Source organism: Haladaptatus sp. ZSTT2, from assembly GCF_037081775.1.
Classification (GTDB): Archaea; Halobacteriota; Halobacteria; order Halobacteriales; family Halococcaceae; genus QDMS2.
The window spans coordinates 1,396,062-1,421,473 of the sequence record NZ_JBAMHQ010000001.1 but is presented as its reverse complement, the minus strand read 5'-3'; the positions used below and the strand labels follow the sequence as shown (position 1 = coordinate 1,421,473).

Genomic DNA, 25,412 nt, shown 5'->3' with positions numbered 1-25,412 from the left:
GTAGTCGCACGGTGGTGGTCGAACGGGTACGTTGTCCCATCGGATTCAACACCGTAGTTGGGACGCTATTTGTGGCCGTATTCTGCGTACCATCGAGGTTCAGGCCACTGGAAGCCGCCTTCTCGGTAGATGTCGAACACGCCTCGTTCGATATCGTCGCGGATGATGTCGGCGGTTTTCTCGTCGACGCTCACGAAGTGACACAGCGGGTGGCCCGGGTACGCGACCGCATTTTCGAGGACGCCAACGACGAGCCCGGTCGATGGCGCACGAATCGTCTCGACGCTCTGCTTGAAGTGATCAGAGATTGAAAATAGTGGCGCACCCTTCTCGACGAGTGGGTGTGGCCCCCACTCCATCTCGACGAGGCCGCCGGTTTCGGCGCGGAGCCACGTTTTCTCACTATTTCGGGCGACCACGCGGGTCCAACCGGGCCAGGAGACAGGTCTGTCCGGTAAGACCTCGTATTCGGCGAGGACGCTCGCGATGCAGTGGAGTGCCCGGTCGAGATGCGCCGTTTGGAAACGGTGTGAGCGCCCCATCTCGACGGTGACCGTCGGGATTCCGGCATTGCAGGCCACGCGTCGGAGCGTCCCACGAGACCCTTTGCCGTCGAGAATTATACTCGTGCCGAACGCCCGGGCAAGACGTTCGACGGCCGGGTCATGCATGTCTGCACGGACGTGGTACATCGTCGTGCGGTTGCGCGTCGAGGTGTGGAAGTCAAGCCCGAGATCGCACGTCGAGATGAACTCCTCGTAAATCGTATTTGCGAGCCGCTTTGCCATCGTCCCTCGGGCGTTACCGGGGAACGAGCGATTGAGGTCTTCGTCGTAGATGGGGATGTAGCGCTGCTGGGCGAGAAAGCCGGGGACGTTCAGTACGTGGAGACAGACAAGCGCCCCGTGAATGTCTGCCGGCTCGTACCGGTCTGCGACTTCTTGGATGATTTTCACACCGTTGAGTTCGTCGCCGTGGACGGCTGCGGTCAGGAAGACGCGTGGGCCCTCGGACTCGCCATTGATCACCGTCACCGGAAGTTCGAGCGTGTCGCCGTGATACGTCTCACTACACGCAAAGCGAAATGTTCGCTTTTCCCCTGCATCGATTGTGTGTCCACCGACTGAAACTGCACTGAGTGTCATGCCGTGAGGTCGACCCCCTTGAGTCGCCGGGCGTTGATGGCGACGATGATGGTCGAGAGCGACATGAACACCGCGCCGATGGCTGGCGACAGTAAAATCCCAATGGGGGCAAGAATCCCGGCAGCGAGCGGGAGCGCGAACACGTTGTAGCCGGTTGCCCACACGAGATTCTCTTGCATCTTCCGGTAGCTCGCCTTCGACAGTCGAATGAGGCGCACTACGTCCATCGGATTGTTGTCGACGAGGATGATATCGCCCGATTCGATGGCGACGTCGGTTCCCGACCCGATGGCGATGCCAACGTCGGCTCGCGTAAGCGCGGGCGCGTCGTTGACGCCGTCGCCGACCATCGCAACCAGCTTCCCCTCGGCTTGGAGTTGGGCTACTTTCGTGTCTTTCTCCTCGGGCAGCACTTCCGCGAAGTACTGGTCGATGCCGAGTTCCTCGGCAACCGCTTTCGCGACGGCTTCGGAGTCACCGGTCAGCATCGCCACCTCGATGCCCATTCCGTGCAGCGCCTCGATGGCCTGCCGACTCTCTTCGCGAATTACGTCTGCGAGGGCGAACGCTGCTACGATCTCGGACTCCTCGCGGATGAGATAGATGACCGTGTGGGCGTTCGCGCCAGCGTCGTTGGCAAATGAACTGATTTCGGCGGACCGCTTGATGCCGAGTTTTTCGATTAGATTTGGGCCGCCGAGATGGACCGTTTCACCGTCGACGGTCGCTCTGACACCGAGGCCACGGAGGTTCTCGAAGTTCGAGACGCTGGCTCGTTGGACCTCACGTTCGGCGGCGGCGTTTCGGATGGCGCGGGCAATCATGTGTTCGGAGTCACCTTCGACGCCAGCGGCCACCGCCAACGCTCGTTGTTCATCCCAGTCGCCTGCCGTCTCAACGGCGACGACGCCCTGCTCGCCTTTCGTGAGCGTGCCCGTTTTGTCGAACATGACCGTATCCAGATTCCGGGCTTCTTCCATGGCGATGCGGTCGCGGATGAGCATTCCATTCTGGGCGGCGGTGGAGGTATTAATCGCAACGACGAGCGGGACAGCGAGTCCAAGGGCGTGGGGACAGGCGATGACGAGGACGGTCACGACGCGTTCGAGAACGGTGAGGTTGAACCCAGTGGCGAGTACCCAGGCGACAGCCGTAATGGCCGCGACAGCGAGTGCGATGTAGAACAGCCAGCCTGCTGCGCGGTCGGCAAGCAACTGGGTTCGGGATTTTGATCGCTGCGCTTCGTCGACCAGCCGCATAATGCCCGCGAGGGCGGTCTCGTCACCGGTCTTCGTCACGCGAACTCGAAGACTCCCGTCCTGGTTGACTGTGCCAGCGACGACCTCTGATCCGAGTTCCTTGTCAACCGGCCGAGATTCGCCGGTGATCATCGATTCGTCTACCGATGACTCGCCCTCCACGACCTCGCCGTCCGCAGGAACGGAGGCACCGGGACGGACGAGGACGACATCGCCCGCGGACAGTTCGGAAACGGGAACGTCCTCTGTCTCACCACTCTCGGTGAGGCGTTCTGCGGTATCGGGCATGAGTTTGGCCAGTTCGTCAAGCGCACCGGAGGCTTGGCGAACCGAGCGCATTTCCATCCAGTGGCCAAGCAGCATGATGTCGATGAGGGTGACGAGTTCCCAGAAAAAGGGCGTCGTCCCCGGGAGGACGAGGCTGGCGAGCGAGTAGCCGAACGCGACGGTGATGGCCAGCGAGATCAGCAGCATCATTCCCGGCTCACGATTCTCGAATTCCGTCCGGGCCATCGAGAGGAACGGCACGCCACCGTAGGCGAAGATAATCACAGAGAGGACGGGCGTGATCCAGATACTGCCCGGGAATATCGGTGCCGTGTAGCCAAAGACATCCTGAATGAATTCGCTGAAGAAGATGACTGGAATCGAGAGAACGAGCGACACCCAGAATCGGCGGCGGAACATCCGTTCGTGGCCGGTGTGATCTGTGTGCGCCATGTGGCTCCCCTCGTCAATGTGCCCACCATGGCGTGCGTCGTGGGGGTGCTCGACTTCGTCGGTGTTCCCGTGTTCAATCTCGGTGTGGCTGTGCCCTGACTGCGCTTCGTGCGCGTGGTGCGTATTGTCGTCCGTTCGTTCCGGTTTGGTGCTGGTCTCGCCTGGCGGGTCGTGAGTCGCATGCTCGTGTGATGCGTGTCCGGAGTGCTCGTCATCTGGATGATTGCTCATAGCTTGTGTATTGGTGCCGCCCCACATCATTCTGTCCGAACCCTGACACTGAGCGGTTGAGGTAATTCGAAAGAGAACGACCGGGGTGATTGTCCGCGAACGTTCTGTGCGGTCTCAGGCGTGGGCAGTGTAGCCAGCGTCCTCGACGGCCTGTACGAGGGCTGAGACGTCGGCATCGCCATCGACGCTTGCCTGCCCAGTCTCACGGTCGGCAGTGGCATCGGTCACGCCAGAGACGCTTCGAAGCGCGTCTGTTACGGTCTGTTCACAGTGGCCACAGGACATCCCCTCTACGGTGATGGTCGTCGTCATACAGGAATACGTACGCGCCCCACTTTTATCGGCGTTTTCCCTTTGAATACGTGGTTGTAGGGTACACTAGCTTTGAAATCGAAGCCATTCCAGCCGTGATGCGTTTGCCAGCCTGCGTGTGAACGGTGGGCCGCTTTAGCCCGTGTTGAATGGGGCGATGGCACTCCCCGACTTTCCCTTGAAGGGAGTGTAGACTGCGTTCGCCATCTCCCTGAGTATTGCCCCTCCCAATCACAACTGCTACACCGCTGTCTCGCCAACGTGTAGATATGAACGAGTACCCCGGCAGATCGAGGTGGGATGGATGAACCGACGCCGTGCCGACACAGTCGTTGGACTTCTCATCGCTGCCGTTCTCCTCGTCGGTGGTGCGCTTAGCTGGCAGGCGTATCAGCAGCAACGAGCGTTCGAAGAGATGGGGTCGATGATGGGCACGTCGATGGGATTGGTTCACGGAACGAACCCGCTCTGGTACGTCCTTGGGACATTGCTCGTCACCGCTGTCATCGGTGGCCTCTATCTCACCGTCCGTGACGACCGCTCCGGAGCTGAGGCAAGTGCCCAACCGCTGAACGAGTCCCCGAACACGGCCAGCGAGGAGGGCGATGGCGCACCGCAGAGTGAGGTTCACTCGACTGGCGCGAAAAATCCAGAAGAACAACCTCGCGCTCGTGTCCTCGACCTCCTGCCGGATGACGAACGCCGGATTCTCGAACCGGTGCTCTCCTCGCCCGGTATCACACAGATTGAACTACGGGATCGTTCAGACTTCTCCAAGAGCAAGGTGAGTCAAACGGTCAGTGCCCTCGAGAAACGCGGCCTATTGTACCGTGAACGGCAGGGGCGGACGTATCGGATTTATCCGAGTGATGACCTGCAGCAATCTCAGCACACAGTCGGTGAATGACTGCATCCATCTCTGCAAAACAACTGCCACGTTGACTGTACTAACGGGTATCATTACCTGGCGTTAGTTGTATGACCACATATCTTTCCACTCGAGCAGCTTCGTCCAGCATGAAGAGCCTCCTCACTTGGCGGACGTTTCTCGCCTTCTCGGGTGCCACTCTCATCTCGGCACCCGCTGACTGTGCGGGAGTGAACGGTGACGAGCCCCGACGAGACGTTTTTGCACTGAGACGACGTGTACGAACCCCATGAACCGTATTCGTTCTCATGGAGACGTCCCCCCGGAGGTTGAGGGTCTCCTCACGGACGAACTGGTCGTCGCACACCTGGCGACGTGTGCCGACGGTCGGCCCCACTCGGCACCGCTCTGGTATCGGTACGAAAGCGGCGTCATCGAGATACTCACAACGGGGGTCAAACTCGCCAACATCCGGAAGAACCCCTACGTGTCTCTCTCCTTCGAGCAGGACCACGAGGGCATCCCCGAGTGGATGGTGACCGTGCGAGGGACGGCGACGGTCGTCGAAGATGAAGACGAAATCCGAGCGGCCAATACGCGAATCAACCAGAAGTACGGGGTCGAAGACGACGCGTGGTCGGAGAACGTCCTCGTCCGCATTGAGGTTGGCTCGGTCTCCCATCGGACGTACTGAGTCACTAGCTGCTGCATACCCAATCGGCGAAGCTGGATGACGGTGCGGGACAACGCGTCATCACGACTCACTCGCACCCTCGATCGGTGGTGTAGCGTGGAGGCGGGAGACGACTGTCGTCAGTGATAGATTCTGACGAGAGGTTCAGGTGACAGGATTGCACCGCCGCAGGCTGAAAGTAGAGGTAACCGTACGAGAGTGGGAGACATAACGTGGCGGTCACTCGGCCGACCGGCGAGGTATCGTGTGCAGGCTTTCTACCATCCCGTTGAGGGTGGCAAGTTCACCGTACTTTCTCACGACTGACGTGGTCAGTCTTCGAATGTGAGTCGCCGGTGTCGACCCCTCTTCGAAGCGGTAGAATTCGAACGTCGGCCCTGCCCGCTCCTCGCCACCATTGGATGCGGGACAGGTCGTGAGAAAGCGAGCCAGTTGCGAGAGGACGCCCGACATGACCGTATACAGGTCGTTGACCAGTTTGTCTTTCCGGTCCCGATCGGTCGTGGCGTAGATTTCGTCCATGAGGACGTACGTGTAGCTGTACGCTGCGTTGAACAGATCCAAGACGGGATGCAACGCTGGCGAGAAGTCGTCAGCTGTGGGGTTTTCAAGTACGGGACGGACGTCTCCTAACGAGAATGTACCGTCGGCGATCTTCTTGAACTTGTAGTAGTGGGTCATCTCGTGGTGGTGGGGATCCGCCCAGTGTTCGTCTCTCACCCCTTCACCTTGGTGGATGACCGTCTCGATCGCTCGACAGGCGCTGTCGAGGTCGTCGATAGGGTGGAGCCCCCCGCTCTCCACGTCGTCGAATTCGATCGGAGCGTAGTACTCTGGGTCCATCATCTGTCGCTCCACCCGCGGGTTCGCGAACAGCGACTCCCGCTCGTCGAGGTACTCGATGGCCTGCTCGACGGCGAGATAGAACTGCCCGATGGTGTCGTAGTTGTCGTCTTCTGGGAGGCTGCCGACCTCGCGAGGGTGCTCGATTGGCAAGCAAACCCGCTCAATAAAGTCTGTGGTGCACCGTTCGAGATTCATCCGTATCGGTGGGTCGTGGTGTGGGAGGTCCATCGGGTACGACGGCATCACATCCTCGTCGTAGAATCGAGGAGTCCCCCCGACTGCAACCAGGAGGTTGGCGGCGAGCGCCGCGTGGAGCATTTCCTCGACGACGACACTCCTGATGAGGATATACGGATCTGAGCCCCTGTCGTCGATGGAGTACATCGCGTAGAGGTACGTCGGGATGGTCGACAGTTCAACTTGGATGGCCCACTGGAGGTGTTCTTGCAGGCTCTGTCTCGTGTCAATCACCATGGTCAGTCAATCGATACCAACTACCATCAAGCTAGATGCAACGGGGGTCAAGAGGCTCCCCGCTGTACTCAGCGACACCGTTCTGGCTTAACCTGACATGGTGCCTCCACACCTCCGAGGGTGCGTGTCCACTATCGCTCGAAGCGGCTGAAACAGCCGATAATAGAAATAGATACCGTGTGCACCCATCCGTAGCGCATAGCGCAGCTCGCCTGGTCTTCTCAGTCAATTTCTTTGAGTGCCGTAGCCGGTGAACCATGCTTCGTAGCGTGTCGAAGATAGGGATATTTCCCGACCCGTCGTATACGCTCTATGAAATCTAACGCGTCGAATCACCCACGTGGTTCCATGGTCGACGCGTCGCTATCGATGGGTCGACACCTGAAAGAATGGATCAGCGAGAAGCATCGTACATCGGTTCCGTGGCAATCTCCGACCGTGCGTGTAGTCTTCGCAAGTACACTCCTTGCGCCACTCGGTGTCGCGCTCATCACTCCCGGGCTTCCCGTCATCCAAGAGCGATTCGCACTCACTGACGCGGAGACGAGCCTCGTCATCTCGTCTTACTTCGTGACGGGCATCCTCTTCTCGCCCCTCATCGGCCTCCTTGAGGACAGAATCGGTCGGCGGCGGGTGTTGATACCGTCACTCGTAGGTTTCAGTCTGGCTGGGGCGGCCATCGCGTTCACCCCAAGCTACTCGATCGCGCTGGTGCTTCGGGTCATCCAGGGGACGGCCGCGGCCGGTATTTTCATCACGACCGTCACGCTGATCGGTGACACCTTCGCGGGAGTTCAGCGGAGCGCGGTGCTTGGGGCGAACACGGCGGTCCTCTCCGCGGGGGCTGCCGTCTTCCCGCTTGTCGGTGGGGCACTCGCGACCAGTTCTTGGAACGCCCCTTTTTTGCTGTACCTCCTCGGACTTCCTGTGGCCCTTTTTGCGGCTCTCGCGCTGACGGAGCCGTCGGTCGAACACGTGACCCACGGCTTCGGATCCTTCCGTGAGGTTATTAGGGCGCTCTCAGCCCGGGAGGCTACCCTCCTGTATGGGTCTGCCTTCATGATTGAGCTGTTGCTCTTCGGGGCAGTGGTCACTGCGATTCCATTCCTCCTGGACAGCGCGTTTGCCGTCGGGCCCGTCGGTATTGGCGTCGTCGTCACGGCCGCGCTCGTCGCGTCGACTGTGGCCGCCTCACAGTCCGGTCGACTCGTCAAACACCTGTCGGACGACGCAATCATCGTCCTCGGATTTGCTTTCGCGAGCGTGGGGCTCGTCGCCGCGTGGCTCGCCAACTCGCCGACGAGCGTCGGTCTCGCCAGCTTCGTCTTCGGCGCCGGGTGGGGTCTCGTCCTTCCGGCGATCGACGACGACGTCAGCGAGTTCGTTCCGGTCGAGTTTCGAGCCGAGGCATTGAGCCTCCGCAACAGTACTACCTTCCTCGGACGCACGCTCGCACCGGTGCTATTCGCCAGCCTCGCACCTTTCTGGGGGTACCAGTCACTCTTGCTCGCCGCGGGCGTCCTCGGGTTTGCCAGTGGCCTGGGTGGTTGGTTACTCTCTCGGAGGACAGGTGGTATCACTGACGCTGAGGGTCTTGACTCCCTCGAAGCGTCAAGAAGAGGGTGACATGCAGTCGTGTTCCAGTCAGATGTCCTCGGTCGTGAAACCGATTTTTTCGTGGGTGTTGTCACAGAACGGTTTGTTCGCCGACCCGCCGCAGCGACACAGCCACGCGTCATCATCCGTGTAGGTTGAGCCGTCGTCCGGACCGTCAATCTTGAACCCTCCTTTTACGTGCAGTGGGCCGTTCTGCGTCAAGGTGACGTACAGTTCACCCGCAGGAGATGCCTCGGAGTCCGAGGTTCCGCTGACCGTACCCGGTGCCTCGAAGTTGATATTCAGGTGGGTGTTGTCACAGAGTGGTTTGTTCTCCGACGCACCACATCGACAGAACGCGACGCGTGTGTCCGAGAGCAACACCGTTCCGGCTTCGTCGGTCACCTTGACGTCTCCATGGAAATAGATCGGACCGTTGGTCGAGACGGTGACGGTGTTCTCCGCTGGCGTCTTCTCCTTCCAACCGCCGTCCTTCCGATCGAAGTGAAGTGCACCGGTTGGACACCGGGTAATGACCTCGGCGATTTCGTCGGCAGCAGCGTTTTCCGGCATGATCCACGGACGTCGGTCGGGATCGAACACCTCTGAAAGACCTTTGACACACTCGCGTGCGTGGATACACCGCTTCAGGTCGTAACTGACAGTGATGTCTCGGTCATCGTATTCGTAGACGTCCTCTTCCATATCCTCTTATCACGGGGATACGCGATAACTTGTGCTTCTCAGATTCGGATTACGAATCTCGATTTCTGAACGCTCTTCGCACGTCACTTGCTCCATGGTACCTTCGGTACGTTCCGGGCAGGCAACGTTCGCCCCTCCCTCTCTCGAACGGAAACCGCAGGAACGACCGGCAGAGAAATGAAAGTGGTCCGTCGCCTGTACGTACCACCATGTCCAACGAAGTTGTGTGACCGATATGCACGCTGTATGCAGCACAATCGCTAACGTATCTCACCTGCTGAGAGTTCCAACAAGGCAAGTCGACCAGTTTTGTAGGTGGGCGTCGTATCTACTCCTATGTGTAATCGCCACGTCGCCCACATGATTGCGGACTACGAAGCGGCGCGGCTCGACGCCGACGAGTCGGGAACCGAGAAATCCCACCGCAGCGACTCAGTGCAGAGGTCGAGGACGCAGCCCGGATTACTGGCGACTCTCAAGCGCCGAATCGCTCGGTAACGCCTGATTCAGGCCAACCCCGATGATTTCAGTGGGCATGAACGATTCTATTCCTAAAAAACGATTAGAACGGTCTATACACGCTCTCGGACGATTTCCTCGGTGGGTTCACACCCATCGTGATAACCCCTGAGTCGCCCTACGAGTACTCGAGGAGAAACACAATGACCAACTTCAAACTCGGCCGCTGGCTGCTCGTGGCGCTCGCACTCGTCGCACTCGCGTTCGCCGCTCCCGTGGTCAGCGCACACGGCAACGACACGACTGCAGACGACGCACCCCACTCCGACGCAACCGCTGACGGCTGGGTGGCCTGGATGGAAGCGCAGATGACCGACCACATGGGCCCTGGTGCCGTCCAGTGGATGGAATCGCACATGGGTGTGTCCGTTGACGAGATGGCACAGGGCATGACTGAAAACGGCCACGACGGCCGCATGTACGGACAGGGTCACTGCTAACCGTTCAATTCGATTCGCTCGTTTCAATCCAACACTGCAACTCACACACACAACCTAATGACGCAACTCACTGCTCACATCGGACGCACGGCTCGTCGACTGGGGATGCTCGCCGTCCCACTGCTGGTCGCGACGACTGGCACGGCGGCTGCCATGGGCGGGAGCCCCGGGGGCGGAATGATGGGTGGTGGTTGGGGAGTTTTTGGCGGGGCGATGGGTCTCTGGGGACTCCTCTGGATTGGGCTGTTGCTCGCAATTCCACTCTCCCTCGTCGTCATGCTCGGGAAGCGTCGAGAAGCTGGACGCAGCGAAGATCCGCTGTCGATTCTTCGAGAACGCTACGCCCGCGGTGACCTCTCAGACGATGAATTCGAACGGCGGCGTGAACAGCTGGAACGTGCCGGATAGTTCCGCAGGTGTCGTCTCGAATTCCATTCGGGCTAACCTCGTCGAAACCCCACAGTTAAGTCCCGCAACCGTGTTGAGTATTGTGTGGAATACACAATACAGGCATCCGTGGCCGGTGCGTTCGACCAGGTAGTCGAGACGACGATTGACGCGCTCAAAGACGAAGGATTCGGCGTCCTCTGCGATATCGACGTGCAGGCAACGTTCGAAGCAAAACTCGGCGAAGAATTTCGACAGTACCGCATCCTCGGGGCGTGCAATCCGGGGCTCGCGCTTGAGGGGCTAACCGAAGATATCGAACTCGGTGCACTTCTCCCCTGCAACGTTATCGTCTACGAAACCGACGATGGCGAGGTTGTGGTTAGCGCGGTCGATCCGCAACAGCTTGTCGGCATTGCTGACAACGAGGCGCTCGACTCGATTGCGACCGAGGTTCACGACCGGTTCAAGCGCGTCCTAGACAGTATTGCTGACGAACTCGAATCCGCGTCGGCGGTGTAAATAGCGATGTCGTCATCTAATCGACTCGACACCACGACTATCGTCCTCCTCATCCTCGGGGCAATCATTGTCCTGCCCTTGCTCATGATGGGGCTGGCATTCGGCGGGATGATGGGCTACGGCGGAATGATGGGCGGATACGGGACGACCAGCGGCTGGTGGCCACTCGTTGGAATGTTCGTCCCACTGGTCTTTCTCCTCGTTCTGCTCGGTGGGGGCTACCTCGTCTTCCGCCGCGTAACTGAATCGCAGGCGTCTCGAAATCCCGCAATGGAGGAGTTGCGCGCGGCGTACGCACGCGGTGAGCTCTCCGACGAGGAGTTCGAGGAGCGCCGCGTGAAACTCAGCCGCGAAGAGTTGTAAAAACCAGATAAATTCGGCTAGACGAGTGTCAGCGCATTCGTCTCGCACGGTCTTCGCATCGCGTGTGTCATCGTACCACGGAGTTATCCTGTCTGGTGACCATTACTACAGTCATTAATCGCCAGAGATGAGTCCCCAGATGCCCCCGGAGGAGACAGTAGGCAAGCCGCGTACCGAGTCAATGGCGCTGCGACAGGCAGCTCGCCAGCTCGGGACGTCAGTTGTCCGGTTGTGGCGAAGAATCAGCGTGCCTCCACGCGTTCACACCACCGCCACTACCCGACATGCGACGTGGCTCGAACTCTTCTTCGATCTCGTCTACGTTGCGGCCATTGCCGAACTCGGTGGACTCCTCCATGATGACCCGAGCGTCGGTGGGTTCCTCGGGTTTGCCGGCTTGTTCTTCATCGTTCTCTACACCTGGTTGGGCTTCACGCTCTACGCCGATCAGTTCGATACCGACGACCTGCTCCACCGGCTCGGGATGGCCGCGACCATGTTGGGTGTTATCATTCTCACGGCAACCATTCACGACGCCCTCCGCGGTGGCTCGGATGCCTTTGTGCTGGCGTACCTCCTGCTCAGAGTTCTCATGATCGGTATGTACCTCAGGGCATGGGTTAGTCTCCCAGATTTACGGCCGTTCACGAGAGCGGTCGTGCTCTCGACATCGGCGAGTGCCATGGTCTGGGCATCATCGCTGCTCGTTGCCGAGCCCTGGCGGTTCGTCATCTGGGGGCTCTCCTTCGTGGTCGGTCTGGCGACGACCACCGTCGTTTACGTCGGGAGTGAGGCCATACCGAAACCCACCTCTCACTACTCCGAACGGCTCGGCCTGTTCACCATCCTCGTCTTGGGGGAGACCGTCATCGCGATCGCCGTGGGAACCTCGGGTACTGACTGGGGATTCAGATCCGGGCTCGTCGCTGGATTTGGGTTCATCGTGGTCTTGACCTTGTGGTGGACCTATTTCCGTCACGTCGATGAATGGTTCCTCCACCGGGCGTTCATCGAGGACAAAGGGGCGTGGTCACGTGTCCGCGAGTACTCGCTACTACACGTCCTGAGCCACTACTTGGTCTATGTTGGAATCGTCGCTGCCGGTATCGGCATCGCGTTCACCGTCGAAGCCGCGGCGGCAGGACATGCGCTTGACTGGAACCGCGCGGCGGTGCTCGTGGCCGGCGTTGTCACCTACCTCCTCGGGACCATCGCTGTCCACCGGACGACGTTCGACCCGGTGAGAGACCGGTCGGTGGTTCTCCGGCTGGGGGTCGCGGCGCTCGTCACCCTGTCCATCGTGAATCAACCCATAGAGCCTGTCGTGTTCCTCGGGCTTGTGGCCAGCTTGCTGGTGACGCTCAACATCGTGGAAGGTGGCTGGTCACTCATCACCGGCTCAACGAGCGAGAAGTAAACAGCGCTCACGAATTCAGCGCTACCGTTGGACGGCGGCTAGGTTGCCCACCTGCAGAGTGGAGTTGAGAGCGAATAGGGCACTTCGGACACGTTTCCCAAGAGCGACTCATGGGCATACGTCCTGTATGCACGTGGAACTAATTCGAGGACAAGTCTGAGAAAATTGAAACGAATTTCGACACAGCCTCAGTGTCAGCCAAGGTGTGTCGAGAGCTTACGCGGCGTCGGCTTCGAGCGCTTCGCTCTCGTCTAAGCTCTCGAGGGCGGTGAGCACTTCTTGTTTGTAGCGGGAGACCGGCAGGTCGTACTGCTCTTTTGCCATGCGTGCGTACTCGTTGGTCTCGTCGTCGAACGCTTCGATGCGGTCCATCGTGCGTTCTGCAGTTTCGACGACCCAGCGGTCGCGCGTTTCGGCGGAGACGACGGAGATGGACTCCGGTCGGATGGAGACGTTAATCGAGCCATCGTCCGTCTCGTAGGTGCGTGGCTTGCCCGCAATCGCAACGTAGGCGGGTGCTTCCACGTCGCGGAGGACGCTCGCGGCTTCTGGCTGGTACTGCCCAGCGTAGACGAAGAACGTCCCGGTTGGGTCAACGACGCGGCCGCGCCAGTACTCGCTGTCCTCACCGACGTCTTCTTTCTCGGTGAGCGTGCCGACGATGAACACGCGGTTTGCGCGTTCGCCCGTCGGGAGCAGCAGGTAGACTGGGGCGCGTTCGTCGTCCGATTCTTTGAATGTGTAGCCAGCGTCGTTGAACTCGCGGGCGAAAACCCGTCGAGCGACTTCTCGGGTTGGTGCGGAACTCATGGTTACATCGACCTCGCTTTGATGAGGACTGCTTCGGCATCGACTGGGCCGGTCAATTCTTCGAAGTCGTTCGCTAGGACGTAGCGGCCGAGCGTCGGGCCGCTGATGCGGTAGTAGCGTCCGAGGACTTTCTCGCGCATCTCGTCTGCGACAATCGTCGTGTCGAGTGCGTCCATCGCCATCTCCTTTGCCTTCTCTAAGGTGATGCCGGTCAGTTCCTCGGTGGCTTCTTTGTTGAAGATGGTCTCGTGGACGGTCATACCGTCGTCCACGACGCCTTTGATGCGGAGGTCGAACTCGCCTTCGACCTCGCCGTGTTCTGAACAGCGTCCGTTCTGGAGGACGCGCGTGCAATCCTCCTCGGGGCATCGCTTGATGAGTCCGCTGCCGCTCTGGATGTCCACCATCGCGCCTTCGATTTCGGATTCGTTGTCGCCGACTTCGAGGTCCTCGTCGAGTTCCTCGATGCCGGTCGTCCGGTTGAGCTTGACCGAGAATCGGCCCTGGTACTCGTCGGACACCACGTTCGAAAAGCGGTAGACCTTCCCTTCTTCGAGAGCGGGGAGGTCGGATTTCGCCCACTTCGTGAACTTGATGGTGCCGGTCGGGTCACCGAGCAAGCCAACTTGCCCGATGGACTCGTGGCCCGGGTCCCAGAGGTCGACGACCTTCGCGGTCAGGTCGAGCCACTGTTCGGGTTCGTCCACCTCCGAAATCTGCATTTCTTGGTTGCCACCGGAGCCACGGAGGTCTTCGCGCTCCATGCCCGCTTCGTCAAGGTAGTGACTCGTGACGCTGCGGCGTGCCTCGTCGATGGGAACCTTGTACTCGCCGACGAGTTTTTCGAGACGTTCCTCTACGTCTTCGACCGTCAGCTCTAGTTTGTCTGAAAACTGCTCGTGTATCTCTACTGCGTGCTGGTGCACATCTGTCATGGGGTTTCACTGTCTCCGCCTGTTTTCAATGGGAGACATACGACGGTTGGTTCCCGATGGTATAAAAGGTTAGGTGAGTGGGCTGAAAGTGATTCCCTCGTGCGATTCCGTTTTGGGACTTAAGCCTCCGGTTCCCACTCAGAGGCGAGTAGGCCGTAGATGACTTGGTCGACCCACTCGCCGCCGGTGAATTCGGACTTTCGCTTGGTGCCTTCGTGAGTGAAGCCGAGCTTTTCGACGACGCGCCGAGAGCCTTCGTTCGGGGCTTCTATCCAGGCGTCGATGCGGTGGAGGCCGAGTTCGTCGAAGCCGAACTGGATGATTGCCTCGGTAGCTTCGGTGGCGTAGCCCTTCCCCCAGTACTCGGGTGCAATCCAGTAGCCGAGGTTGCCGAGTTTGTTCCGGTCGATGAAGGGCATGAGGCCAGCGTGGCCAACGCGCTCGTCGCCGTCCCAGAGGACGAGCGAGACGACGTTGTCGCCGGTGTGGAACTCCTCGTAGGAGTCTGCCTGTTCCATCTCGCTGTACGGCGTGTGGAAGATGCTGATGTGCTGGCGGATTTTCGGGTGGTTCAGGTGGGAATTGAGGAACGCCTCGTCGTCGCGGGTGACGGGTCGAAGCTCGAGGCGTTCGGTCTGCAGATACGGTGTTCGTGACATAGTGGTGGTTGTGACTCGGTCTGAAAACGGTACGTGCGCAGACGGGATGCAGCCAACTCGGCAGACCGAGCGTGAATCCAGTCAGAAACAGGTAGAAACGAGCATCGGGTACCTGTTTGACACCTCATGGAGCAGACCCAAAAGCGTTGTCCCGTGCAGCTCGAATGCTGAACGGGCACATGAAAACCTATTATCATCGAAACAGGATGTGGGAGCACTGGCCATGTTCCCCGTGATTGACATCATTCCCGCTTCCCTCGTCAAATTCCTGATAATCATCGGGTTCGCCATCATCGCGCTCCTCCTCGCGTACATCGTCGGCGGCGGGTCGATGAATCTGGACAGTTGGTCCTTCTCCGATGGGCCATGGCGATGAGCCGAAGTGCATCGCTCGAAACCGAGAGGAAGTGCACTGCACAAGTTCTCCGCCCCGTGACGCTTTGTAGCTCCGTGCCCAATCACCGACCATGAGCAATCGGCGGCGCATCGAACGACTCATCCGCCAGCAGTTTCGCAAGGCGGGCCGCCAGATGGGGCGGGCACGCCACGAGTACCGCGAAGGGCGGGGCAACCGCGGTCGATACACCGACTCATCAGAGACGGACGGTGGCCGCGAGATGAACCTCGTCTGCCGACGCTACGCCGAACGCCGCACCGTCACCCTCGACGCCGACCAGCGCCCACACTGTTTCGACGCAGAGAGCGTGGACTGTCAGGGCTGTCTTGAAGACATCCGCGAAGGCATCATCGAAACGTGGTGAGACGACACTGGTGACACCAACTACGTTTGCTACTTTTCACCGGATTGCACCCTCACGGTGAGGTACTTGTATCCCCATGCGGTGAGCGCGCCAAGCGAGACTCCCCAGACGAGATGTGCCACGAACGACCAGAACGTGAGGTTTGGAATCGGTGCCGCGATTCCGAGGAGTCGCAACCAAATCGGCGCGATAATCCCGGCGGCGACGACCCAGAGGACGAGCCCCCACACAGCTCCGATGGCAACGTAGGCAGGAACGCTGGTTCGATAGCGTTCTGGGGCCATCGAGACGAGATTGACGAAGACGAACCCGAAGACGATGCTGTGGAACTCGTGGGTGAGCCAGCCGATGACACCGTTTACGCTCCCGTAAAAGACGCCGATGCCTGCGACCGACCGGCCGAGTAGTAGCGCCGCGATGCCGAACACCACGCCCGCAGCCACCGACGCCACGAGCGTCACGAGCAGGTGCTGGATGGTCGGGCGTACGATGTCGCCGCCCGTTTTGCTTGGTTCCAGCCCCGCAGCCGCTTCGTTGGCACGGGGGAGGGCGATGGTTACCTTCGTCCCACGCGCTCCACTCTCAGTCTCTATCGTTCCTCGGTAGTTCTCGACGAGGAGGCGAACGATTTTCAGCCCGAAGCCGGTCGTCGGGTCGTCGAACTCCTCGATAGCGGCGGTCTCAAGCAATGCCTGTTGGCTTTCTGGAAGCCCAGGGCCATCGTCTCTCACGGACACCCGAACGCTGTTTCTCGTCACCGCCACCTCGACGGTGGGAGTCTCATCGTGGCCGTGGACGACTGCATTTTCGAGAAGGTGCGTGAACACCTGCGCGAGCTGTTCGTCTGCCACCACCTTCGCGTGTTCTGGAATCGACTCGATGGTAATCCTCGCCTCGGGATGACGGCTGGTTACAGCCTTGACGCTCTGCTGCAAGGATTGTTCTATGTCGATGCGTTCCATCGACCCATCGGTCTGCCCCGCTCGTCGGGTGAGATATTTCACCTCGTCTATCGTCCGCTCGATGGCAGTCAGCCGCTTTTCGATTACGTTCTGAACCCCCGAATGCTCGTCCCTGCTCATCTTCGCGTACCCGCGAATCACCGTCACCGAGTTGAGTACCTCGTGGCGAAGCAGCCGGTTGAGTATCACGAGGCGGTTGGTCTGTTGTTCTAGTTCCCCGCGCTGTCGGTGGGTTCGTGCCGCGTACAAACCGGTGAGGGTTCCCCCGACGCTCCCGCCGATGAGGAAGTTCGACAGATATGCCTGCGACCGAATCACCGTCACGCTAGGGATACCATCGGGGGACCTGCCTAACAGCGTCAGGATGACGAGAATCAACATCGTTCCCGCACCGATGACACACCAGCGCGCCGTCGTCCGAGCCAGCGCTGGTTCGATGTCGGAAACGGCCAGTGCGACGCCGAAGGCGGCCAACCCGAGGCCGAGCGTCAGTGGCAACACACCTGCGAGATAGAATTGGACGGGGTTCTCGAACAGTGCGAGCGTGACGGTGAATCGGGTGAGAAAGAAGCCAATACCGGCGACGACGAGTCCACTCGCATTCAGCTTCTGCCCCATTGTGTTGAATGCTATCACTAACCAATTAGTAAAGACTATCCATTAAAACACAATTTTTGACAAATTCCGGGGTTGGACGATTTGACACTTCTGTCATCCTCCTCCCTCAGCAAATGGCTGGAGCAGCAATCACCCCGTCTCAAGGCCGTGACACCGAATTTGATACCATGGACGTGGCGACGGTCTCGGTACGTCAAGCGAGTCTTCTTGCGGCCGTCGCGTCAGTTTGACTGAAAACGTCGCTGTTGGCGCGGACTGACGCTGTTGGCACGTTTGCGCCGCTCTGTCCGGGAAGTGTGGAGCACGAGGCTGTCTCGAAGCTACCTTCGAAACCATAAGCAAATCGTGATAAATCGCGTGCGCTGAATCTATTTGCGTATGGTATTCGATAGCAGTCTTCTGGTTTGGGTGTGTCTCTATGGCACAATTCTTGATACATCTAAACTGATAACTTCTCCTTGTGAATCGTGCTCCTTTTAAATAGGGGTGCGTGACGTTTCAGTACACCTTTTGAAACCAATGAGAGAACGTATTCACAGCATCGACACACTGCGAGCACTCGCTATTTTCTTCATTACTATCGCGCACGTGCAGCCATTTCGCGGCTTTGGAACGCACGGAAATCTCGTCTTTTTCGTGTTGGATACTATCGGCCAATTCGACGTGCCGTTCTTTTTCGTCACGTCCGGCTTCTTTCTGGGGGCGAAGTTGCACACCACCAGTGTCAACTCCATCGTCAGGGGAACCGGTCGGAAACTCGGTTCAATCTTTGTGTTTGGGAAACTCGTCTCTGTCACAGCCGCAGTTGCAGTCGCGGCCATCGTCGGTTCCTCTGTGATGAGTGAACTCAGCGATGCCCTTTTCAACTTCTCTCCAGCCTCCCTCCTGTACTACGGTGACGCACAGGCCGTCCCGCTGTGGTTCCTCTCGGCATTGTTTTTCTCCATCGTACTCGTCTCGGGATTCGTCAAATTCAACAAGATTCGCTATCTGTTGCCGGTCGCCGCACTCTTTCACGTCGTCGGCATCCTCAGCATGAACTATCCGATGGTTCTGGACGTTCCGTTCCGCATCCGAGACGCTCTCTTCTTTGGCTTCTTCTACGTCGCACTCGGATACACAATCAGAACAACGGAGTGGACACCAAAGGAGAACCACAGCCATCTGTATCTCGGCGCAGTCGGCTTCTTCCTTGGCGCCCAACTCATAGAGCAGTACGCCATTGGTTACATCATCGGTGAGAACGTGCTCACGCAGACGGTCTATCTGACGGAGTACACCATCTCCACCGTACTCCTCGTTCTCGCAATCTTCGCGTACGCGCTCTCGAACCCACAGCTGGGGAAGAATACGATTCTACCCACGGTGGGCCGACATGCGCTCGGAATTTACCTCCTTCACCTGCCGGTATTTCACTTGCTCCACGCGACGAAGCAGTTCTGGATTCCGGTGATTGGGTTTCCCCTTCCCTCGACCCTGCTCTGGCAACTGACCATCACGCCACTCGTCTACGTGCTTGCGCTTGGAACCTATCTCGCCATGGCGAGGCTGGGTGTCATAGACCCTGAGGGCGGTCACATTCCATGGCTTAGTCGCCTCCGGTCACGCGGCGGGCTTTCGGTTCGAAGCCGACTCTCGAACGAGTGAGGTCGGCAGGTGATTGAAGGTGAGCCGGTAGGACTTTTCGCCCTCCGCGTTGACGTTCTCGCATGACTCGGCCTCTCGTCGCGCTCGTCCTCGCAGGCGGCACGGGCACACGACTCTACCCCGCGAGTCGGAGCCACCGCCCCAAACAGTTTCTCGACTTCGGTGACGGTTCGCTGCTCGCCCAAACCGTCGACCGACTCTCCTTTGCCGACGAACTCTACGTCCTCACGCGCGAGGCGTTCGCAGACGAGATTCACGAGCACGCGCCCGAAGCCGCCGTGCTCACCGAACCAGAACCCAAAGACACCGGCCCCGCGCTCGTCTACGCGGCCGCACGCATCCGCGAGCAGGTCGGTGACTGCGTGCTCTTTTGCGTCCCGAGCGACCACCACATCACTGGCGACTTTGCAGAAACCGCGACCACAGCCGCCCGCGTCGCCGCCGAAACCGGGTCGCTCGTCACTATCGGCATCGAGCCAACGCGCCCGGCCACCGGCTACGGCTACATCGAACCGGGAGCGGACCACGGCGACTACTTCGACGTGGCCTCGTTTCACGAAAAACCGGATGCCGAAACCGCCACGAACTACGTCGCAGACGGCTTTCTCTGGAACGCCGGGATGTTCGCGTGGACGCCCGATGCCCTGCTCCGCGAAGCCAGAGACACGCCGCTCGCTCCGCTGGTCGAAAATCCACACGAGTTCGACGCCGTCGAACCGGTGAGCATCGACTACGCCGTACTCGAACGAACCGCTCGCGCGACGGTCGTGCCCGCAACCTTCGAGTGGGACGACTTGGGTGCGTGGGACGCGCTCGGGCGGATTCTCGACGCCGATGCGGCGGGCAACGCTGTGCTCGGGGACGTGTCGCTGGTCGATACGACGGACTCGGTCGTCGTCACGGACGACGCACACGTGAGCGTGGTCGGCGTTTCAGACCTTGTGGTCGTCGCCTTCGACAATCGCGTGCTCGTCGTGCCAAAAGCAAAGGCGCAGGCGGTGCGAGAACTCGTCTCACAGCTCAAAGCAGCCGGGCGCTTCTAACTCCGAAGTTTGCCGCCGTCGATTGGCAGCGAGACGCCGGTCACGTAGCTCGACCGCTCACTGGAGAGGAACGCCACCACGTCGCCCAATTCTCGGGGGTCACCGATGCGGTTGAGCGGGATGTCTTCGGCCCAGTTTTCGAGGCCTTCTTCGTAATCTGCAAGGTCGCCGCGTTCGACACCCTGCTCGATGAGTTCGGTAAACCGTGCCGTCTCGTGTGCGCCGGGGAGCACGGCGTTCACTCGAATCTCGGGGGCAAACTCCCGCGAGAGCGTCTTGACGAGGCCGATGACCGCCTTTCGCACCGAGTTCGAGAGCACGAGCCCTTCGACCGGCTCGCGGACGCTGAGCGAGGTGATGGCGACGAACGTGCCCGCCCCACTCTGTTCGAGGTGTGGCTGGACGGCTTTCGCCGTCCAGACGGCACTCATCACGAGCATGTCGTAGGCAACGTACCAGTCGCGTTCGAGCGTGTCGAGGAAGGGGCCAGAGGGCGGGCCGCCCGCCGATGTGACGACGTGGTCGAGGCCGCCGAACTCGGCAACGGTCTGCTCGACGAACGCCTTGACGTGGTCGGGGTCGGTGATGTCGGCTTCGACCGCAAGGACGTCTCCGCGTCCGGCTTGGTCGACTCGTTTTTCTGCCGCGGCAAGTCGAGCGTCGTCCCGACTACAGATGGCGACGTTCGCACCCTCCTCTGCGAGGGCGATGGCGCTCGCCAGTCCGAGGCCACTCGAACTCGCCGTTACAAGCGCGCTGTCTCCAGCAATTCCAAAGTCCATACTCGGCCACACGGCGGCCAGTGCCAACGCGTTTTCCCTCTATGACTGCTCGGCGCGGCGGACGCGGACGACACCCTCGTGAGTCACGCCAATCAGGAGTGGTTTGACCACCTGTCGGCCGGTCACGGCGTCGCCCGCCTCGTCTCCGACGACTTTCATGAGTTCGGGGGCGGTGTGGCCGACCTTCACGCCCGCATCGTCGCACGCACCGTACACCTGCGCGGGCACGTCGTAGAGGTCAGTTCCCGCTTCGACCGTAATCTGCACCGGCGCACGGAGCGTTTCGGCGAACGCGACAGTCTCGCGGGCTTTCTCGATGTTCGACCGCGCGCTCGATTCGATGCTTGAGACGTTCGCCCGCGACGTCCCGAGAAGATTTGCGATGGTGGCCTGGGCTTCGCCCTGTTCGCGCAGCGCGAGCACCTCCGCTTGTCGGCGGGTGAGAATGCTCTTTTCGGGGTCGAATCCAATGCGGTCGAGCAGCGCGGCAACGTTGAGTGTTGGGTCGTCGCTCATCGCTTTCAGAACTTAGCTGCCCCAGAAATTGTCGCGGCTGCCAAGACGCTCGGGACGTTTTGGCTTGCTGTATCCGCCGTCGTCGTCATCTTCTACCTCTGCTTCGTCTGCTTCTTCTTCCGGCTCCATCGGCAATCGTTCGAGTGGGTCTGCGCGAGCGTGGTTCGACCGTACCTTCGTAATCTTCACCCGAGCGCGGGCGTCGGGAAGGACGCCGTCTACGAAAATGATAAAGCCGTCTTCCGTCCGGCCCACACCGGCCCCACTCTCGTGGATGTCGGTGACGTCGACGATGACTTCCTCGCCGATTTTCACCGGCTGTGACTTCAGGTCGCGGATTGGCTGATTGTAGTGGCTACACCACTCAGCCCCGCCTTTGTCCCCGTAATGCTGGCACCCCATCCCCTGGATGTGTTCACTGAACTTGGGGCATTCATCCGCGAGTGGACAGTCGGGCATATGGCCTACGTTTAGAGTCCGCAGTCTAAACGCTTGCGTCTGTATAACTCCGGGAAGACAAGAGAGTCAGGAGAACGAGACTAGCCAGACTCCGTCAGTAGCAGCGGCTCGACAATCGCCCTCTCCCAGCTTTTTACGGCGCTCGCTTCGCTCACTTGCAAAAAGCTGGACCAAAAATCCGGTCGTTTAGGCGAGGGGGGTACGTTCGACAACCGTTCCGTCAACTGTCGGATACTGCTCGATAATCTCGCCTTTCTCCACGTCGCCTTCCTGAACCATCTCCTCTAAAAGCCACCACGCGAGTTCGACGTGACTCTCTTTTACGGTGTAGAACTCCTCGGGGACGCCGAGGGCTTCGAGTTCGGCGGGCGTAATCCACGTCTTGCCGTAGACGAGCGTGCCGTCGTCGGTCACGTCGTCGAACTCTCGGCGGAGGTTCTTGGCCATGCGCTTCAGGCGGTTGCGGTGTTGGGCGGCGTCTTTGAACACCGAGGTACAGAAGTACACCTTCGGGTGGGAGGCCATCTCTTCTAAGATGTCGTGGGAGCCTTCGACGGCGCTCATGTGGCCTTCGCGCAGTTCGTAGCCTTCCTGCTGCATGCGCTCGTAGTTACCCTCGCTCATCTCGAACTCGTTGATGTTACAGAAGTCGGCCGCGCCCTCATCTAAGAAGTCGATGAACTCGCGTTCGGCGCGGATGCCCGGAATCTCGAAGGCGGGGGTGAGGCCTTCTTCGCGGGCGATGTAGAGAATCTCCTCCCATTCGGTGCCGTGCATGTCGCCCCAGAGTTCGTACGGTGGGTGAAAGCGAATCTCGTCTAAGCCTGCTTCGGCGAGTCGGCGCATGTTCTCGCGCCCGCCAGTGATGCCGGTGTAGAGGTGGGTGTGGTGGTCCTCGCCGAACTCGTCTTTGAGCAGGCGCAGGTAGCGACACGTCTTGTCCATCGCCTCCTGTGGTTCGCCACCAGTAATCGAAGTGCCGAGGGCGTCCATCCGCTTTGCTTCGGTGATGATGTCTTCGTCGGACTCGACCTGCCGCTCGTTTGCGTACACCTGGGTCACGTTCTTGCGATTCTCCCCAAGCGGACAGTAGAAGCAGTCTCGCTGGTCACAGTATCCATAGACGAACAGCACCATTTTGCCCCCCTTGGCGCACTGTTCGCAGCCCTTCGAAATCATCCGTTATCGGCTCTCTTGCCTGTCGAGCCCTAAAAACTGTGCGACTTGCGCGGACGATTTATCAGGCTTGTTGACGTGCATCAATGTAATGGCTGCTCGCTCTCGGCGCACTATCAGTATCGTCTTCGCGGTGGTCTTTCTCGACCTGCTTGGCTTTGGCATCATCATCCCTATCCTGCCGTTTTACGTCCGCGCGTTCGGCGCAGACGAGCTCGTCATTGGCCTGCTCGCGGCCTCCTATTCGGCGATGCAGTTCATCTTCGCACCCATCCTCGGCCAGCTCTCAGATCGCCGGGGGCGTCGCCCCGTCATCCTCCTTTCGGTGCTCGGGAGCGCCATCGCATGGACGCTGTTCGGCCTCGCAGAAGGCCTCCTTCTACTGTTTGTCTCGCGCATGCTCGCGGGCGCAATGGGCGGAAACATCGCCGCTGCCCAAGCCTATGTCGCGGACGTGACCCCGCCCGAAGAGCGCGCGAAGAGCCTTGGCCTCCTCGGCGCGGCCTTCGGCCTTGGGTTCATCTTCGGCCCGGGCATCGGTGCAGTGTTCACGTTTCAGGTCGTCGTGGACTTCTTCCAGAACCTCATCCCGTGGCTCGACATCAACCAGTTCTCGCTGCCGAGTTTTGTCGCGGCGTTCCTCGCGCTCCTCAACTTCCTCGTCGCCTACCGATTCCTCCCCGAATCGCGCGCCCTCACGGACACGCCCAGTGCCTACGAATCGCAGTTCACACAGCTCAAAAGCGCCATGACCAACGAGAACGTCCGCGGGCTGCTCATCGCGTTTTTCCTCATCTCGTTTGCCTTCTCGGGTGTGCAAATCATGTTCATCCCCTTCGTCGCGGACATCTACGGCTACTCAGAGTCACAGAGCGCCCTCCTGCTCACCTACATTGGCGTCCTCGGCGTCCTCGTCCAAGGCGTGCTCATTGGTCGGCTGACCAAACGCTACACCGAGAGCCGGCTCGCGGTTGCTGGAACCGCCCTGCTCACGATTGCGCTGTTCGGGATTCCGGCGGCGCCGCTCGTCGGGGAAGCGCTGTTTCCGAGTCTCACCAGCGTCGAGCCATTCTTGACCAAGCAACTGCTCGGCCTGCTTGCCGTTCTCGCGGTGCTCTCGCTCGGTAACGGCGTCGTCAACGTCTCGCTTACGACGCTCGTCTCCCAGAACGCGAGCGCAGACCGGCAGGGGAGCGCCCTCGGACTGACCCAAGGATCGGGGAGTCTCGCGCGCACGTTCGGCCCCGTCCTGATGGGCGGTATCTACGCCGCGATTGGCTACTGGTCGCCGTTTGCCCTCGGTGGCCTCCTCTTGCTCCCGGTGCTCGTTATCGCGCTCCACCTCGCGCGAACAGACGAGAAAAACACCTCGCCGGTGACCGAACCGGACGTGACCAAATAGCGCCAGAAAACAGTTATACGGCAGTCTCTCCTAGCCTTCGATAATGCTGCTCGTCTTGTGCATCGACTTGGACGACGACCTCGGCCGAAAGACGGGGCTCCAGACCCCGGTTATCGGCAGAGACGCCGTCGAAGCCGCCGCGGTTGCACTCGCCACGGCAGACCCCGAGGACTCGGACGTGAACGTCCTGTTCGAAGGCATTCACATCCTCGACAACATCGAAGACGAGACCGTCGAAGTCGCCGCCGTCACCGGCCTCGAAGGCAGCGACATCGCCGCAAACCGGAAAGTCGGTGAGGAAGTCGATACCGTCCTCGCAAGCCTCTCGACGGGCGAGGACATCCGCGCGCTCGTCGTCACCGACGGCGCACAGGACGAGTCGGTGATTCCCGTCATCCGCTCGCGGGTGCGCATCGACGGCGTCCGCCGGGTCATCGTCCGTCAAGCCCAGGACTTAGAGTCGATGTACTACACCATCAAGCAGGTGCTGAACGACCCCGAAACCCGAGGGACGATTCTCGTCCCGCTCGGGATTCTCCTGCTCATCTATCCGCTCGCCATCCTCGCCGACTCGCTCAACCTGCCGGGGTCGGTGTTCGGCGTCACCTCCGGCCTGCTCGGCCTGTACGTCCTCTTTCGCGGCCTCGGTTTGGAGGAGGCCATCGACCGCTGGGCAGACCGCTTGCGTCGCGGCCTCTACGCCGGGCGGGTCACGCTCATCGCCTACGTCGTCGCGGGCACCCTCCTCCTCATCGGCGGCGTGAGCGGCATGGAGATGTTGAATCGCATCGAGACGGCGACGCCCGGTGGCCAGCCAAACGCCCTCTACGTCATCGCGGCGCTTCTTTACGGCGCAGTCCGGTGGTTCGCCGCCGCGGGCATCACGACGAGTCTCGGGCGCGTGACCGACGAGTACCTCGATTCGACGTTCAAGTGGCGCTATCTGAACGCGCCGTTTTACGTCCTCGCCATCGCCATCGTCCTCCACGCCGTGAGCGCCTACTTCCTCGGGCTCGTCTCACTCTCGTTTCTCGCGGCGGCGCTCACCGGCGGCACACTCCTCGCGCTCGCCTCTACGCTCGCGTTTGCGGTGGCAGAAACTCACCTCACTCGCCCCGTCGAAGCCTGAAACCCTAAGAGACTA

Annotated in this window: 27 protein-coding genes; 14 read left to right on the top strand and 13 right to left on the bottom strand. The window is 60.1% G+C overall.

Features of this window, described 5'->3' with window-relative positions:
* Positions 1-65: 65 nt before the first annotated feature.
* From V5N13_RS07780 to V5N13_RS07770, 3 genes are all read right to left on the bottom strand, one after another.
* Complete coding sequence (locus V5N13_RS07780; protein WP_336360300.1) at positions 66-1,145, bottom strand: succinylglutamate desuccinylase/aspartoacylase family protein; 1,080 nt, start codon at positions 1,143-1,145, stop codon at positions 66-68.
* A complete protein-coding gene (locus V5N13_RS07775) occupies positions 1,142-3,355 on the bottom strand; it encodes a copper-translocating P-type ATPase (RefSeq protein WP_442905064.1) in 2,214 nt (737 codons plus the stop codon). The genes V5N13_RS07780 and V5N13_RS07775 overlap by 4 nt, the downstream gene beginning before the upstream one ends.
* Positions 3,356-3,469: 114 nt before the next feature.
* Positions 3,470-3,667, bottom strand: coding sequence for a heavy-metal-associated domain-containing protein (locus V5N13_RS07770; protein WP_336360299.1), 198 nt, complete (start codon positions 3,665-3,667; stop codon positions 3,470-3,472).
* A 304-nt stretch (positions 3,668-3,971) separates the two neighbouring features.
* Here V5N13_RS07770 and V5N13_RS07765 point away from each other — a divergent pair, with 304 nt between their 5' ends.
* Both V5N13_RS07765 and V5N13_RS07760 read left to right on the top strand, forming a co-directional pair.
* Positions 3,972-4,574, top strand: a complete 603-nt coding sequence (locus tag V5N13_RS07765) for a helix-turn-helix transcriptional regulator (protein ID WP_336360298.1) — start codon at positions 3,972-3,974, stop codon at positions 4,572-4,574.
* 250 nt (positions 4,575-4,824) lie between these two features.
* Positions 4,825-5,229: a pyridoxamine 5'-phosphate oxidase family protein gene (locus V5N13_RS07760; protein ID WP_336360297.1), complete on the top strand. Its 405-nt coding sequence runs from the start codon at positions 4,825-4,827 to the stop codon at positions 5,227-5,229.
* 219 nt (positions 5,230-5,448) lie between these two features.
* On the opposite strand, the gene V5N13_RS07755 is transcribed toward V5N13_RS07760, so the two are convergent.
* A complete protein-coding gene (locus V5N13_RS07755; protein WP_336360296.1) occupies positions 5,449-6,549 on the bottom strand; it encodes a ferritin-like domain-containing protein in 1,101 nt (366 codons plus the stop codon).
* Positions 6,550-6,987: 438 nt separating this feature from the next.
* On the opposite strand from V5N13_RS07755, the gene V5N13_RS07750 reads away from it, so the two are divergent.
* Positions 6,988-8,175, top strand: a complete 1,188-nt coding sequence (locus V5N13_RS07750) for an MFS transporter (RefSeq protein WP_336360295.1) — start codon at positions 6,988-6,990, stop codon at positions 8,173-8,175.
* An 18-nt stretch (positions 8,176-8,193) separates the two neighbouring features.
* On the opposite strand, the gene V5N13_RS07745 is transcribed toward V5N13_RS07750, so the two are convergent.
* The gene (locus V5N13_RS07745) at positions 8,194-8,850 is read right to left on the bottom strand and encodes a CDGSH iron-sulfur domain-containing protein (protein WP_336360294.1); all 657 of its coding nucleotides are present in this window, start codon (positions 8,848-8,850) and stop codon (positions 8,194-8,196) included.
* A gap of 662 nt (positions 8,851-9,512) precedes the next feature.
* Between V5N13_RS07745 and V5N13_RS07740 the strand changes: the two genes are divergently transcribed.
* The 5 genes from V5N13_RS07740 to V5N13_RS07720 all read left to right on the top strand — a co-directional run bounded on the left by V5N13_RS07740 (position 9,513) and on the right by V5N13_RS07720 (position 12,498).
* Positions 9,513-9,809 (top strand): hypothetical protein, encoded by a 297-nt coding sequence (locus V5N13_RS07740; RefSeq protein WP_336360293.1) that lies wholly within the window; start codon positions 9,513-9,515, stop codon positions 9,807-9,809.
* A gap of 57 nt (positions 9,810-9,866) precedes the next feature.
* Positions 9,867-10,217 carry an SHOCT domain-containing protein gene (locus tag V5N13_RS07735; RefSeq protein WP_336360292.1) on the top strand — a complete coding sequence of 117 codons (351 nt, stop codon included), beginning with the start codon at positions 9,867-9,869 and terminating at the stop codon, positions 10,215-10,217.
* Between the two features lie 84 nt (positions 10,218-10,301).
* Positions 10,302-10,718, top strand: a complete 417-nt coding sequence (locus tag V5N13_RS07730; protein ID WP_336360291.1) for a DUF302 domain-containing protein — start codon at positions 10,302-10,304, stop codon at positions 10,716-10,718.
* A 6-nt stretch (positions 10,719-10,724) separates the two neighbouring features.
* Positions 10,725-11,081 (top strand): SHOCT domain-containing protein, encoded by a 357-nt coding sequence (locus V5N13_RS07725; RefSeq protein WP_336360290.1) that lies wholly within the window; start codon positions 10,725-10,727, stop codon positions 11,079-11,081.
* A gap of 139 nt (positions 11,082-11,220) precedes the next feature.
* Complete coding sequence (locus V5N13_RS07720; RefSeq protein WP_336360289.1) at positions 11,221-12,498, top strand: low temperature requirement protein A; 1,278 nt, start codon at positions 11,221-11,223, stop codon at positions 12,496-12,498.
* A 216-nt stretch (positions 12,499-12,714) separates the two neighbouring features.
* Here V5N13_RS07720 and V5N13_RS07715 read toward each other — a convergent pair whose 3' ends face one another.
* The 3 genes from V5N13_RS07715 to V5N13_RS07705 all read right to left on the bottom strand — a co-directional run bounded on the left by V5N13_RS07715 (position 12,715) and on the right by V5N13_RS07705 (position 14,902).
* Positions 12,715-13,308, bottom strand: coding sequence for an RPA family protein (locus V5N13_RS07715; protein ID WP_332897327.1), 594 nt, complete (start codon positions 13,306-13,308; stop codon positions 12,715-12,717).
* Between the two features lie 2 nt (positions 13,309-13,310).
* The gene (locus V5N13_RS07710; protein ID WP_336360288.1) at positions 13,311-14,243 is read right to left on the bottom strand and encodes a replication factor A; all 933 of its coding nucleotides are present in this window, start codon (positions 14,241-14,243) and stop codon (positions 13,311-13,313) included.
* A 119-nt stretch (positions 14,244-14,362) separates the two neighbouring features.
* Positions 14,363-14,902 (bottom strand): GNAT family N-acetyltransferase, encoded by a 540-nt coding sequence (locus V5N13_RS07705; RefSeq protein ID WP_336360287.1) that lies wholly within the window; start codon positions 14,900-14,902, stop codon positions 14,363-14,365.
* A gap of 223 nt (positions 14,903-15,125) precedes the next feature.
* Between V5N13_RS07705 and V5N13_RS07700 the strand changes: the two genes are divergently transcribed.
* Positions 15,126-15,278, top strand: coding sequence for a hypothetical protein (locus V5N13_RS07700; protein ID WP_336360286.1), 153 nt, complete (start codon positions 15,126-15,128; stop codon positions 15,276-15,278).
* 91 nt (positions 15,279-15,369) lie between these two features.
* Entirely contained in the window at positions 15,370-15,663 is a 294-nt protein-coding gene (locus V5N13_RS07695; protein WP_336360285.1) for a DUF7091 family protein, read from the top strand.
* 29 nt (positions 15,664-15,692) lie between these two features.
* Here the strand turns inward: V5N13_RS07695 and V5N13_RS07690 are convergent, their stop codons facing one another.
* On the bottom strand, positions 15,693-17,243 hold the full coding sequence (locus V5N13_RS07690) for an ATP-binding protein (protein WP_336360284.1): 1,551 nt from the start codon (positions 17,241-17,243) through the stop codon (positions 15,693-15,695).
* Between the two features lie 519 nt (positions 17,244-17,762).
* Here V5N13_RS07690 and V5N13_RS07685 point away from each other — a divergent pair.
* Both V5N13_RS07685 and V5N13_RS07680 read left to right on the top strand, forming a co-directional pair.
* Positions 17,763-18,890 carry an acyltransferase gene (locus tag V5N13_RS07685; protein WP_336360283.1) on the top strand — a complete coding sequence of 376 codons (1,128 nt, stop codon included), beginning with the start codon at positions 17,763-17,765 and terminating at the stop codon, positions 18,888-18,890.
* Between the two features lie 62 nt (positions 18,891-18,952).
* Entirely contained in the window at positions 18,953-19,933 is a 981-nt protein-coding gene (locus tag V5N13_RS07680; protein WP_336360282.1) for a mannose-1-phosphate guanylyltransferase, read from the top strand.
* Here V5N13_RS07680 and V5N13_RS07675 read toward each other — a convergent pair.
* The 4 genes from V5N13_RS07675 to V5N13_RS07660 all read right to left on the bottom strand — a co-directional run bounded on the left by V5N13_RS07675 (position 19,930) and on the right by V5N13_RS07660 (position 22,869).
* Positions 19,930-20,715, bottom strand: a complete 786-nt coding sequence (locus V5N13_RS07675) for an SDR family oxidoreductase (RefSeq protein WP_336360281.1) — start codon at positions 20,713-20,715, stop codon at positions 19,930-19,932. The genes V5N13_RS07680 and V5N13_RS07675 overlap by 4 nt on opposite strands.
* 39 nt (positions 20,716-20,754) lie before the next feature.
* Entirely contained in the window at positions 20,755-21,231 is a 477-nt protein-coding gene (locus V5N13_RS07670; protein ID WP_336360280.1) for a Tfx family DNA-binding protein, read from the bottom strand.
* A 12-nt stretch (positions 21,232-21,243) separates the two neighbouring features.
* Complete coding sequence (locus V5N13_RS07665; protein ID WP_336360279.1) at positions 21,244-21,690, bottom strand: TRAM domain-containing protein; 447 nt, start codon at positions 21,688-21,690, stop codon at positions 21,244-21,246.
* Between the two features lie 186 nt (positions 21,691-21,876).
* Entirely contained in the window at positions 21,877-22,869 is a 993-nt protein-coding gene (locus V5N13_RS07660) for a radical SAM protein (protein WP_336360278.1), read from the bottom strand.
* An 88-nt stretch (positions 22,870-22,957) separates the two neighbouring features.
* On the opposite strand from V5N13_RS07660, the gene V5N13_RS07655 reads away from it, so the two are divergent.
* The gene (locus V5N13_RS07655) at positions 22,958-24,268 is read left to right on the top strand and encodes an MFS transporter (RefSeq protein WP_336360277.1); all 1,311 of its coding nucleotides are present in this window, start codon (positions 22,958-22,960) and stop codon (positions 24,266-24,268) included.
* Positions 24,269-24,311: 43 nt separating this feature from the next.
* Positions 24,312-25,397 (top strand): DUF373 family protein, encoded by a 1,086-nt coding sequence (locus V5N13_RS07650; protein ID WP_332897313.1) that lies wholly within the window; start codon positions 24,312-24,314, stop codon positions 25,395-25,397.
* Positions 25,398-25,412 lie beyond the last annotated feature (15 nt).